General features: G+C 58.9%; 8 protein-coding genes. 7 read left to right on the top strand and 1 reads right to left on the bottom strand.

Annotated features, from left to right (window positions below; genetic code table 11):
• The first annotated feature begins 3 nt into the window (after window positions 1-3).
• From glgX to glgB, 7 genes are all read left to right on the top strand, one after another.
• The gene (gene glgX / locus G7Y41_RS05735; RefSeq protein WP_165315965.1) at window positions 4-2,292 is read left to right on the top strand and encodes a glycogen debranching protein GlgX; all 2,289 of its coding nucleotides are present in this window, start codon (window positions 4-6) and stop codon (window positions 2,290-2,292) included.
• Window positions 2,293-2,361: 69 nt separating this feature from the next.
• Complete coding sequence (gene trpS / locus G7Y41_RS05740; RefSeq protein ID WP_165215473.1) at window positions 2,362-3,465, top strand: tryptophan--tRNA ligase; 1,104 nt, start codon at window positions 2,362-2,364, stop codon at window positions 3,463-3,465.
• A 104-nt stretch (window positions 3,466-3,569) separates the two neighbouring features.
• A complete protein-coding gene (locus G7Y41_RS05745; RefSeq protein WP_165315964.1) occupies window positions 3,570-4,304 on the top strand; it encodes a VIT1/CCC1 transporter family protein in 735 nt (244 codons plus the stop codon).
• 60 nt (window positions 4,305-4,364) lie between these two features.
• On the top strand, window positions 4,365-6,425 hold the full coding sequence (locus G7Y41_RS05750) for an alpha-1,4-glucan--maltose-1-phosphate maltosyltransferase (protein WP_165215483.1): 2,061 nt from the start codon (window positions 4,365-4,367) through the stop codon (window positions 6,423-6,425).
• 8 nt (window positions 6,426-6,433) lie between these two features.
• Complete coding sequence (treS, locus tag G7Y41_RS05755) at window positions 6,434-8,152, top strand: maltose alpha-D-glucosyltransferase (RefSeq protein WP_165315963.1); 1,719 nt, start codon at window positions 6,434-6,436, stop codon at window positions 8,150-8,152.
• On the top strand, window positions 8,149-9,543 hold the full coding sequence (locus G7Y41_RS05760) for a maltokinase N-terminal cap-like domain-containing protein (protein WP_165315962.1): 1,395 nt from the start codon (window positions 8,149-8,151) through the stop codon (window positions 9,541-9,543). Before treS ends, G7Y41_RS05760 begins: the two co-directional genes overlap by 4 nt.
• 114 nt (window positions 9,544-9,657) lie before the next feature.
• On the top strand, window positions 9,658-11,850 hold the full coding sequence (glgB, locus tag G7Y41_RS05765) for a 1,4-alpha-glucan branching protein GlgB (RefSeq protein WP_165215496.1): 2,193 nt from the start codon (window positions 9,658-9,660) through the stop codon (window positions 11,848-11,850).
• A gap of 159 nt (window positions 11,851-12,009) precedes the next feature.
• Here the strand turns inward: glgB and G7Y41_RS05770 are convergent, their stop codons facing one another.
• Window positions 12,010-12,948 carry a tetratricopeptide repeat protein gene (locus tag G7Y41_RS05770; protein ID WP_165215501.1) on the bottom strand — a complete coding sequence of 313 codons (939 nt, stop codon included), beginning with the start codon at window positions 12,946-12,948 and terminating at the stop codon, window positions 12,010-12,012.
• Window position 12,949 lies beyond the last annotated feature (1 nt).

Below are 12,949 nucleotides of genomic sequence, written 5' to 3' on the forward strand. Positions count from 1 at the left end.
CTCATGCCCGGCGTGACAGCCTCACCATCATCTTTCCCCTTCTACCAAGCATCCCCTGCTCCTCGCCCCACCATGCCGCTTGGCATCCATGTAAACAACGGAGGACTTGACGTTGCGGTTGTGTCCACGAACGCGACAGCCGTCTACTTCTGCATCCTTGACGACGAGGGGCTGAGTGAACGTCGCTATGCGCTCAACGGTCCTGTGCTGGGCGTCTGGTCAGGACGTGTCGAGGGTTTCGGCCCGGGAACCCGTTACGGTTTCCGTGTTGACGGACCGTGGGATCCTGACGGTGGAAAGTTCTTCAATCCGAACAAGTTCCTCATTGATCCCTACGCCCGAGGGATCGACGGAATCGTTGAAACCGTTCCCCACGTTTTTGCTCACCGCGTTGATGAGGAGCTGTACCCGACCTCGTACCCCTTGGAACGTTCTAACCTTGATTCGCTGGGACATGTGCCCGCTTCGGTGGTGACCGTCAATTCATTCCCCGTCTCACCCAAACCGGAAATCCCGTGGGATCAAACGGTGATCTACGAACTCCACGTCAAGGGGTTCACTCAGAATATGCCGGACGTTCCCTGTGAGCTGCGAGGAACCTATGCGGGGCTCGCACACCCGGCCAGCGTGTCCTACCTGAAGAACCTGGGGATCACGGCGGTTGAGCTTCTTCCCGTCCATGCCAAATGCGATGAAATGTTCCTCTCGGAACGCGGACTGACGAACTATTGGGGGTACTCAACTCTCGGTTTCTTCGCCCCGGAACCTTCCTACGCCACCAGGGCAGCGAGGATGCGAGGGGCCCAGGCCGTTGTCGATGAGTTCCGCGGAATGGTGTCGATCCTTCACGAGGCCGGAATCGAAGTCATCCTCGACGTCGTGTACAACCACACCTGTGAAAGTGGCGACGCGGGCCCTTCTCTGTCGTGGCGAGGCATGGACTCTGACCTGTATTACCGTCACACCCCGTCACGCCCCACGCAGATGATTGACGTCACCGGTACGGGAAACACGGTCAATGTTGATCAGCCCTACACCATCGCGATGATCCTCGATTCCTTGCGCTATTGGATTAGCGACATGGGGATCGACGGGTTCCGTTTCGATCTTGCAGCAACACTTGGGCGCTTTGCTTCGGGTTACACTCCGCTCCACCCCCTTCTTGTGTCCATGACAACCGACCCGGTGATTTCCGGAGCGAAACTCATTGCCGAACCGTGGGACATCGGCCCCGGCGGATGGCAAACCGGTAATTTCCCCGCTCCTTTCTCCGAATGGAACGACCACTATCGAGGAGCGCTTCGCAACTTCTGGCTCACTGAGTTTCGTTCACTCACAGAATCGGGCTACGCCCCCGGACCTCGGGAATTAGCAACACGTCTCGCGGGTTCTCGTGACGTTTTTGGAAACGGCGCGAGAATCCTGCGCGGACCCCGCGCATCCATCAACTTCATTACCGCGCACGACGGGTTCACGCTCGCTGATCTAACGACCTACAACGTCAAGCACAACCGTGCCAACCTCGAAGGTAACCGCGACGGATCCGACGACAACCGGTCCTGGAATCACGGGGTCGAGGGGTTGCTTGCGATGTCCCCCGACAACACGTGGAACACCGACACAGCTGTCCTCTCCCACGCTTCGGCTCTGGAACTCACGCGAATCCGCAGACGCACCCAACGTAACCTGCTGGCCTCGATGCTGATCTCCGCTGGCACCCCAATGATCACCGCGGGCGACGAGTTTTCCCGCACCCAATATGGAAACAACAACGCCTACTGCCAAGACAGTCCGATCTCGTGGCTCGACTGGAACCTCACAGAAGATCAGGAAGACCAGATCAGCCTGATCCGCTGGCTCATTTCTTTGCGCACTCACCACCCGGTCCTCCACCCCTGGCGATTCGCCACCGGCCATCCCGCAGGCGAGGACACCATTGTCGATCTCGCGTGGTTTTCTCGTTCGGGTGAGCCGCTGTGCCCCGAAAACTGGGCAAATCCCGAATCACGTGTTTTCCAGATGCTGCGCTCCGGACATCCTTTCGACGACCAAGATCTCCTTGTCGTTTTCAATGCGACTCTTGAACCAACGAAGGTGTCCCTGGCACAGGGCCACGGACATCCGTGGCGCCTCGTTTTCCATTCCGCATGGTCCTCGCCCTTAGAAGGCAACATCGGATTGCCGGGCCATGACCCACGAACACTTGCCGACTGCGGAGTTCTCTACGAACCAGGGGCCACCCCACTCGTTGATCTCCAGTCGGTCCTCATCTTCTTCTCCGACCCGGCGTAACGACCACCACCGAGGTCAACCGAAGATACGCGCCTGGCCTATTGCCGTGAGCGCGCTAAGATCAACCCCATGACTAGCAGCAGTGAAGAGGCCCTTGCACACTCGACATCTGAGGCATCCTTGGCGCGTTCTAAGGAACGCTCCGCCCAGATTGACATCGCAATCACCGAAGATCCCAGCCGTTTTCGCATCCTCACGGGTGACCGCCCCACGGGGCATCTCCATTTGGGACACTACTTCGGCACCCTGCGTAATCGCGTTCTCCTCCAGAACCGCGGAGTCGACACCTGGGTCCTCGTTGCTGACTATCAGGTGATCACTGACCGCGACGGCGTTGGACCGATCCGCGAGCGCGTCATCAACCTCGTTGCCGACTATATTGCTGCGGGCATCGACCCTGAACGTTCAACGATTTTCAATCACTCAGCGATCCCGGCTCTCAACCAGCTCCTGCTTCCTTTCCTCTCCCTCGTCACCGAATCTGAGCTGCACCGCAACCCCACGGTCAAGTCCGAGCTGGAAGCAACGAATGGCCGCGCGATGAGCGGTCTCATGCTGACCTACCCCGTACACCAGGCCGCAGATATTCTCTTTTGTAAAGCGAACCTCGTTCCCGTTGGGCAAGATCAGCTCCCCCACCTCGAACAGGCCCGCCTCATTGCTCAACGTTTTGACAAGCGCTACGGCCGTGCAGACGCATCACGCCCCGTGTTCCCACGTCCCGAAGCTCTGCTCTCCGAAGTTCCCCTCCTGCTGGGCACGGACGGCACGAAGATGTCGAAGTCGCGTGGCAACACCATCGAACTGGGCATGAGTGCTGACGAAACCGCGAAGATCCTCAAGAAAGCCAAGACCGATGCGGAACGTCATATTTCTTACGATCCGCTCAATCGTCCCGAGGTGTCCAACCTCCTCATGCTCGCTTCCCTGGCATCCGGTGAGGATCCTCATGTCATTGCCGAGCAGATCGGTGACAAAGGCGCCGGCGCACTGAAGATGTACGTCACAGATGCCCTCAACGCCATGCTCGCGCCGATGCGTGAGCGCCGCGCGGAACTCATTGCACACGAGGATTACCTGCTGTCCGTCCTACGTGCTGGCAACGATCGGGCGAACGAGCAGGCGAACGCCACACTCGCCGAAGTTCGCCAGGCGATGCAGATGAACTACTAGGAGACCAGGGCATCCAAAGATCTGTTGTCTAAGGGTATCCACAGCGATATCAGCAGCGCTTATCCTTCGTGGAAACGGCGCGATTTCAACGATAAAGTGCCCTTATGACATGTGTGATCACCGAAGCGGTTCCCTCCGTTGACGAGGCTCGTCCTCGTTCATCCTCGATCAGTGGGAAACTCAACTGGCTGCGCGCCGGTGTCCTTGGAGCAAACGACGGTATTGTCTCCATTTCGGGTCTCCTCGTTGGTGTGGCCGCCGTCAACCCCGAGAACACGGGAGCCATTGCGATCGCGGGAATCGCCGGAATTGTTTCCGCTTCGCTGTCAATGGCTGTCGGTGAATACGTCTCCGTGTCCACTCAACGCGATTCAGAGGAACAGCTCATCCGCCTCCAGCGTCGTGCCATTGAGGCTGATCCCGCGGGTCAAGAACGGCGCCTCGCACGCATGTGGACATCGAAAGGGCTCAGCCCTAAGGTCGCTGCCCAGGTTGCCCGCGAATTGACGGAAAAGGACGCGGTCGGAGCTCACCTGACAGCGGAGCACAACATTGACCCCGAAGACCTCACAAGCCCGTGGGCAGCGGCTTTCTCCTCGCTCATCGCTTTTATTTGCGGAGCTCTCCTCCCCCTTCTCACGATGTTACTTTTCCCGCCGTCGCTGCGGATCGTTGCAACGTTCGTGTCCGTCCTCGTTGCTCTTGCCCTCACCGGGTACGTCTCGGCGTGGCTGGGAGATTCTCCGCGAGGCCGAGCCGTCCTGCGACTCCTCACCGGTGGAAGCGCAGCGATGGCCCTGACCTTCCTTGTTGGTCACATCTTCGGGGTGAATGCGTAATTGTCCGCATTGGGTGCCAACTCCCCAGCAACTGCGACGTTTGCCGGGTAGGGTAAATATGTGACTGAGAGCCTGATTCCCCGTATTCCCGCCATCGAACTTTTCCCCGTCATCGAGGACGCAACCCTGGCCGCGAAAGCGACGGAGAACGAACCTTTCCCGATTCGTGCGACCGTTTTCCGCGAAGGGCATGACTCCTGCTGCGCCGAGGCCGTCCTCATTGATCCGGAAGGTCGTGAGTATTCACGCACGCTCATGAGTGACATTGCTCCGGGCCTTGACCGCTACGAGGCATGGGTTGTTGCCAACCGGCCCGGCGCGTGGAGCTTTTGCGTGGAAACCTGGTCAAACCCCTACGCCACGTGGCAGCACGATGCAACGGTGAAGATCGACGCCGGAATCGACGTTGAACTCATGCTTGAAGAGGGGGCACGGCTCCTTGAACGCGCAATCGCCGGGCACGCCCTGAACAACCCGACTCAGAAGCCAGCCGACGCGCAAGATGCAGCGGTTCTTCGTGACGCAGCCGCAGCGATGCGCAACACTCAGCGTTCAGCCCAGCAGCGCCTCTCCGCTGGAGTGTCCTCTGAAGTTCGCGCGATTTTCCGCGATCACCCCCTGCGCGATCTCCTCGGACACACTCGCCGCTACCCGCTTGACGTAAGCCGTGAGCGCGCTCTTACAGGATCGTGGTACGAACTCTTCCCTCGTTCTGCCGGTGCTTTCCAAAAGCCGGATGGAACGTGGGTATCGGGCACGCTGCGTCACGCCGCCGACGACCTCGACCGTATTGCAGACATGGGATTCAACGTCGTCTATCTCACCCCTATTCATCCCATCGGAACAACGCATCGTAAAGGCCGAAACAACACCCTTGAAGCCCAGCCCGGAGACCCCGGTTCTCCCTACGGCATTGGTTCCGACCTCGGCGGTCACGACGCGATCCACCCCGACCTGGGAGATTTCGACGATTTCGACGCGTTCGTTGCCCGCGCCCGCGAACTCGACATGGAAGTCGCCCTCGACATCGCTCTTCAATGTTCCCCCGACCACCCGTGGGTCACAGAACATCCCGAATGGTTCACGATGCGAGCCGACGGTTCGATTGCCTACGCAGAAAACCCCCCGAAGAAGTATCAGGACATCTACCCCCTGAATTTCGACAATGACCCCAAGGGAATTTACCGGGCGATCCGCGACGTCTTCCTCACGTGGATCCGTCACGGCGTGACGATTTTCCGCGTCGACAACCCGCATACGAAGCCCGTGCCTTTCTGGCAGGAAATCATCGCTGATATTAAACGCATCCACCCCGAGGTCATTTTCCTCGCCGAAGCCTTCACTCGGCCCGCGATGATGCGCACCCTGGGTTCCGTTGGTTTCGACCAGTCGTACACATACTTCGCATGGCGCACTGGCAAAGAGGAGATCTGCGACTACCTGACGGAGGTGTCCACGCAGACCGCGCACATGATGCGCCCAACATTCTGGCCAACAACGCACGACATTCTCACCCCTCAGATGACAACGGGGGGAACCGCGATCTTCGCGATCCGCGCAATGCTCGCGGCTCTTGGCTGCCCGAACTGGGGAATTTACTCCGGCTACGAGTTCGTTGAAAATGTTCAACGCCCCGGGTTCGAGGAACACAACGACAACGAAAAATATGAGTTCCGACCCAGGCGCTGGGAGGATGCTGAGCCACTGGGAATCTCCCAGCTGCTGACGCTGCTCAATCGCGCCCGAGCGAAACATCCCGCACTGCGTCAGCTGCACCAGATTCGCATCCACCCAACAAGTCACCCCGAACTCGTGTGCTTCTCCCGGCAGATTCCCGGTCGTTTTACCGCCACGGGACAGCCGGACACAGTGATCTGCGTGATTTCCCTCAATCCGCATCACGGGGTTGACGGTTCCATCCACCTTGACCTGTCCGACCTGGGCATCGAGAACCGCTCAGGCCGTTTCACCGTGGTTGATGAATTGGATGGCTCCACATACACCTGGTCCCATGACAACTACGTCTCACTGTCCCCCGTGACCAGATTGGGACACGTCATGGCCGTGCAAACACCTGAAAACTCCTGGGCTCTTTCACGTCCTCGTCAGCGTCAGGCGTAGGGATGCCGATGAGCCACCCCTACCCACCGGACCATCGTCAGCCCGTCCTCGGCGCCTCATCACTGCCGCCACTGACTGAGGATACGCACTGGTATCGGCGCGCTGTCTTCTACGAGGTTATGGTCCAGTCTTTCAAGGACTCCAACGGCGACGGTATCGGAGATTTCCCCGGTCTGATGTCAACCCTTGACTACCTGTCGTGGTTGGGGGTCGACTGCCTCTGGGTTCCACCGTTCTACCCCTCACCGGGAAAAGACGACGGCTACGACGTCGCAGACTACATGAGCGTTAACCCAGCGTATGGAACTCTTGAGGATTTCACTCGCTTTGTCCGCGAGGCGCACGTGCGAGGCATCCGCGTCCTCGTGGATATGGTGCTCAACCACACCTCCGACCAGCACCCGTGGTTCCAGTCATCACGCGAGGACCCCGCGGGCCCATTCGGTGACTTCTACGTCTGGCGCGACACACCCACCGGATACCCCGATGTCCGTGTGATCTTCACCGACACCGAGGAATCGAACTGGGCGTGGGATCCTGTGCGCAGGCAGTTCTACTGGCATCGTTTCTTCTCTCATCAACCAGATCTCAACTATGAGAACCCCGCGGTACGCCGCGCAGTCATTGATGTTGTCCGCTTCTGGTGTTCCACCGGTGTTGACGGTTTCCGACTCGATGCCATCCCGTATCTTTTTGAGGAAGAAGGAACGAACGGCGAAAGCCTCCCGGCAACGCACCACTTCATCGCGACCCTGCGCGAGGTGATCGACACGGAATTCCCCGGAACGGTGATGCTCGCTGAAGCTAATCAGCCGCCACGCGACGTCGTTGCCTATTTTGGGTCCGATGACCAACCCGAATGCCATATGTGTTTCCATTTCCCTGTGATGCCGCGGATTTTCCAGGCGCTGCGCGAGGAATCCTCCCAGGGATTGCGCACGATCCTTGCTGAAACGCCGCCGCTGCCTCAGGGTGGTCAGTGGGCAATGTTCCTACGCAACCACGATGAACTCACCCTGGAGATGGTCTCGGATGAGGAACGGGACAACATGTACCGGTGGTATGCGCCGGACCCGCAGATGCGCGCCAACGTCGGCATTGGTCGTCGGCTGGCTCCTTTGCTTCATGGGTCCCAGCGTGAAGTTGAAATCGCCCACGCGCTGCTGTTGTCGCTCCCGGGTTCGCCGTTCCTGTACTACGGCGATGAAATTGGCATGGGTGACAACTACACCCTTCCTGACCGTTACGGGGTGCGCACGCCAATGCAGTGGGATGCCGGTCCCGGCGGCGGCTTTTCTGATGCGGATCCGACGGATTTTGTGCTCCCGATGGTGTCGTCCCCGGGGTGGGACCATCGCGCCATCAATGTTTCTCAATCACGCCAGCGCGAACATTCCCTGCTCAATTGGCTCAGGAAAATGCTCGCTGTGCGGCGCGAGCATCCGGCATTCGGTATAGGGTCGATGTCTTTGCTGTCCACGGATGACGACGCAGTGCTTGCGTTCCTGCGCCGCGACGAATCTGAAACGATTCTTTGCGTCACGAACCTGTCGTCCTCGTCACGTGCAGTGAGGATTCAGCTTCCCGGGATGGGTGGCTGGGGACTGACGGACCTGGCAACAGGCCATCCCTTCCCCACGGTCAACGAACACGAATACGTTGACATCACCCTTCCACGTCATTCGTTCTACTGGTTAAGTGTTTCGATGCCGAAGGAGCAGGCATGACTTTCCCTTTCCCCACGTCAGCTCTCTTTCCGTCACTGTGTCACTGGGTGCGTCAGCGTCGGTGGTTTCCCGGCGAGGACGACACACCGATTTCTCTGGTCGATGTGTCCCAATGGCCTCTTCCTGACGAGGACGAGCACGCACCTTCCCCACGCACACGCGTCTTTTCGGTTGTCCTGGGTGCGGGTGAAGCGCTGCTTTTCGTTCCCCTCGTTGTTACTGGGCAGCGTCCAGACAGCGAAACCGCGGTGATTGCTCACATTGAGGACCAGTGGGTTGTTGATGGGCCTCAGCATCCTGCGACGATCCGCGCGTGGGCGATGCGGGCTCGCTCCCAGGCAACGATGCCCAACGAGGTGTACTCCAGTCTGTGTGTGGCGGCTGCGAATGCACGGATGCTCACGGGGGAACAATCGAATTCTTCAGTGCTTGTGCCCACGGATTCAGGTCCCCGGCTCATCAAGTTCTACCGAGTGCTCCAGCCGGGAATCCACCCGGAACTTGAAGTAACGCTTGCTCTGGGGCGTGCTGGTTGGTCGCATGTGTCAGCGCCGCAGGCCTATTCTTTGGCAACGATTCCCGGACATGCCGATTCTGCTCTCGAAGTCATCCTCTCTCCTTTCGTCACCGATGTTGACGACGGATTTGAGTTCTTCACGTCGCTTGCGGCCGCTGATGCTGACCCACGGGAACCGGCGTATTCGCTCGGCGAAGTCATCGCCTCCATGCACCGGGCGTTGGCGGAGGAATTCGGGGCACACCCCTCTGCTTCGGGAGCTGAGATCGCTCGTCGCGTGAAGATCGGGATCGCAGCTGCGGCGGCGGAGGTTGCAGAGATTACGCCGGACATCGTCGCAGGACTCAATGCCCGTTTGGACAAGCTCGCGAGCTTTGATGAGCTTCCCCAGTTGATTCGTATCCACGGAGATCTTCATTTAGGTCAGACCCTGCATGGAGACAGCTGGCATGTTTTGGACTTCGAGGGTGAGCCGATGCGTCCTCTCGATGAGCGTCGACGCCCCGATTTCGCTGCGCGCGACGTTGCCGGAATGCTTCGTTCTTTCTCCTACGCCGCAGCTCAGGTGGGCGTTGACGAGCATGCGAATCTCCATGATCCTCACGACACCGCGGAAATTCCCGTTGTTTCTGCGGTGGGTGTGCAGTCTCGGCTTGTCCACGAGCGTTCCGTTGAGTGGGAGCGCGCCGCGAGGGAGGCGTTTATCGAGGGGTATGTTGCTGGCGGGCACTTGTCTGAGGGTGAGCGTCTGCTCATTGAGGCGCTCATGGTTGAAAAAGCCGCATATGAAACGGTGTATGAGCATCGGTTCCGACCGGGATGGTTGCGGATTCCGCTGGGGGCGTTGCGGGAGTTCGCAGGTCTTGAGCGCTAGCATCTATGCGCGATAAGTCAAAGATTCTCAATCTAGTCTCTGAGTTTTCTTCCAAAGCGATCATTTTGTGAGCCACGGCTCACAAAGTGTCCGTGTTCATGAGAACATTAGTACATGGAACGTGACTTCTCCCCTATTCATGTTGATCTCGATATTCTCGCTTCGGTCGCTGCGGGCACCTACTACATGCCCCATGCGGTGCTTGGTGCACACCACGGTGACAGCGGCGTAACGATCCGGACCGTTCACCACCTGGCGGACGCCGTCGAGGTCGTCACGTCGTCGCACGCCTATCCCGCAGTCCACGAGCACAATGGCATCTGGGTTGCTGTTTTGCCTGTCGACGAGATCCCGGATTACCGCGTGCGCGTGACCTACGGGGATCAGATCACCACCCTCGATGACCCGTATCGTTTCCTCCCGACCCTGGGGGAAATGGATACCTATCTCATTTCCGAGGGGCGCCACGAAGCCCTGTGGAAGGTGCTGGGAGCCCATGTCAAGCACTATGACGGGGAAATGGGCGAGGTCTGCGGTGTGGCATTCGCTGTGTGGGCGCCCAATGCCCGGGCTGTCCGCGTCATCGGCGACTTTAACTACTGGGACGGGACGGGCACCGCGATGCGGTCACTGGGGTCATCCGGTGTCTGGGAGATTTTCGTTCCCGGGGTCCAGGTTGGTGCTCGCTACAAGTTCGAGATTCAGGGACCGGGAGGAAACTGGTTCCAAAAGGCCGATCCGCTGGCCCGTGCCACCGAGATTCCTCCGGCCACTGCCTCTGTTGTGACCGACTACTTCCACGAGTGGACCGACGACGAGTGGATGCGCACGCGGGCAACGGTGAATCCCCACACGAAACCCATGTCAATTTACGAAGTCCACGTCGGCTCGTGGAAACAGGGGTTGGGCTATCGTGGCCTCGCTGATGAGCTGGTCCCCTACGTCAAGGAAATGGGCTTCACGCACGTGGAGTTCATGCCGGTTGCGGAACATCCTTTTGGCGGGTCGTGGGGCTACCAGGTGACATCGTATTACGCGCCGACCGCACGTTTTGGCACTCCTGACGATTTCCGTTACCTCATCGACGCGTTCCACAACGCCGGTATCGGCGTTATTCTCGACTGGGTTCCCGCGCACTTCCCGAAGGATGAATGGGCCCTCGCCCGTTTCGATGGCACCCCCCTGTATGAAGATCCCGACCCCTTGCGTGGTGAGCATCCCGACTGGGGCACGTATGTGTTTAACTTTGGGCGACGCGAAGTCAAGAACTTCCTTGTTGCCAACGCGCTGTATTGGCTTGAAGATTTCCACATTGACGGTCTGCGCGTCGATGCGGTTGCCTCCATGCTGTACCTGGACTATTCGCGTCAAGAAGGACAGTGGCGTCCAAACCAATACGGTGGACGTGAAAACCTTGAAGCCATTGATTTCCTTCAAGAAGCCAACGCCACAGCCTATCGTCAACACCCCGGAATCGTCATGATCGCCGAAGAATCAACGGCGTGGCCGGGTGTCACCGCACCAACCAGCGGCGGCGGTCTTGGATTCGGTATGAAATGGAATATGGGGTGGATGAATGACACCCTTCGATATCTCCAAGAAGATCCCGTTAATCGCCGGTGGCACCACGGCGAACTGACTTTCTCATTGGTGTACGCATTCTCGGAGAACTACATTCTTCCGCTCTCACACGATGAAGTCGTTCACGGCAAAGGCACTCTGGCTGCGAAGATGCCCGGTGATGACTGGCAGAAACTCGCCGGTGTTCGCTCACTCTTTGCCTACCAGTGGTCACATCCGGGCAAGCAGCTCGTCTTCATGGGACAGGAGCTGGCAACGTGGCAGGAATGGAATGAGTCATATTCCCTGGACTGGTGGCTCGCCGACGACAATCTGCACGCCGGTGTTCAGCGCCTTGTTGCAGAACTCAACCGTATCTATGCCTCAAGCCCGGCATTCTGGGACGACGACTACACGGGTTTCGAGTGGATTGATGCCTCCGATGGCGACCATAACCTCATCTCTTACCTCCGCAAGGGCGTGAATGACAACGGAGAACAACAGGTCGTCGTCTGCGTATCAAACTTCGCGGGAACCCCGCACGAGGGCTACCGCGTGGGTCTTCCCTTCGGGGGCGAGTGGGTGGAAATCCTCAATACGGATGCAGAGACCTTCGGCGGATCCGGAGTGGTCAACGTCGGTTCGGTCATTGCCGAGGAAGTCCCGTGGAATGGCCGACCAGCATCAGCTCAGCTGCGTATTCCTCCATTGGGTGCCATCTGGCTGACGCCAAAGTCAATGGCCTAGGGTTTTCCTTTGACGGGAGGCTCTCAAGCCTTGCGCACCTTCCGGCGAAACTCTGCGAACTCATCGCACGCAGAGCGTGGGGCTCCCACCTTCAGGTGGGAGCCCCACGCGTCATGCGATCCGCAGTTCTGAGCCCACATGAGCAGTCACTACACGCACTTAGATCATGAGAAGCGACGCTAGACGCATCCGCGCTTTCTTCACCTCCGGGGTGTTACCGGCAACTCTCAACAGGTCAAGCAGACGCACACGCGCTGATTCCTTAGCTTGCGCATCATCCGCAGTTGCCATGACGTTGAGGAGAATATCGAAAGCACGCTCCACTTCGCCTGCTCCGAAGAGCTGATCAGCCTGAGCTGCCGGGTCAGAAAGATCAGCGTGCTCAGATCGCACACGCAGCCGCACACGCGACAGGTGAGCCTTTGCGTCCTCGTCCCTCGGATTAAGCTCAATCACTTTCTCCCATGCCGTCACCGCGTCTTCAAGACGGCCCTCGTCCTCGGCGCTGAGGGCGTCGAGATGTTCGGGCGGGATCGGAGCGAGCGTGTCCTGCTCGTCAACGCGAATAACTCCCGTGACCCCCATCTGTTGAGCAGCTTGAAGGAGTTGATCAATGATGGAACGAACCTGATCTTTGACGGCATTGCCCTGGAAGAGAGGAACCGGGCGTCCACCAACGAGGGCGACCGTCGTCGGCACGGCCTGAATCTGGAAGGCCTGCGCAACTTGAGGGGCCTGCTCAATGTCGATCTTCACCAACTGGAATGCGCCCCGCAGATCGCGAGCCACCTCTTCCAACGTGTCGATGGCCGGTTTTGACTCAAGAGAGCGTCCCGACCACATGACGATCACCACGGGAACTGTCTGCGACGTCGCCATAACGTCCTGGAACGTTGCCTCGGTCGCCTCCGTGATCAGCGGAAGATCAATGGTGATCCGGGCCTGCCCTCCATCGGCTTCCGTCCTGCTCGCCGCATCGTCGGACACACTGCGAGCAGACGCTGCCAGATCAACCGCTCCTCGTGAATCCGCCGGCTCGTTCACGTGTTCGTTGTCGTGTTCCACAGGTCCTTCTTTCGCCACGTCACGTCTTTTCATC

Origin of the sequence: Schaalia sp. ZJ405, assembly GCF_011038885.2 — a bacterium.
Lineage (GTDB): Bacteria > Actinomycetota > Actinomycetes > Actinomycetales > Actinomycetaceae > Pauljensenia.

Excerpts from the sequence above, each read along its gene's own strand:
- G7Y41_RS05745 (WP_165315964.1), top strand. The coding sequence starts at position 3,570 with ATGACATGTGTGATCACCGAAGCGGTTCCCTCCGTTGACGAGGCTCGT.
- G7Y41_RS05770 (WP_165215501.1), bottom strand. The coding sequence starts at position 12,948 with ATGAAAAGACGTGACGTGGCGAAAGAAGGACCTGTGGAACACGACAAC.
- G7Y41_RS05760 (WP_165315962.1), top strand. The coding sequence starts at position 8,149 with ATGACTTTCCCTTTCCCCACGTCAGCTCTCTTTCCGTCACTGTGTCAC.
- trpS (WP_165215473.1), top strand. The coding sequence starts at position 2,362 with ATGACTAGCAGCAGTGAAGAGGCCCTTGCACACTCGACATCTGAGGCA.
- treS (WP_165315963.1), top strand. The coding sequence starts at position 6,434 with ATGAGCCACCCCTACCCACCGGACCATCGTCAGCCCGTCCTCGGCGCC.
- glgX (WP_165315965.1), top strand. The coding sequence starts at position 4 with ATGCCCGGCGTGACAGCCTCACCATCATCTTTCCCCTTCTACCAAGCA.
- glgB (WP_165215496.1), top strand. The coding sequence starts at position 9,658 with ATGGAACGTGACTTCTCCCCTATTCATGTTGATCTCGATATTCTCGCT.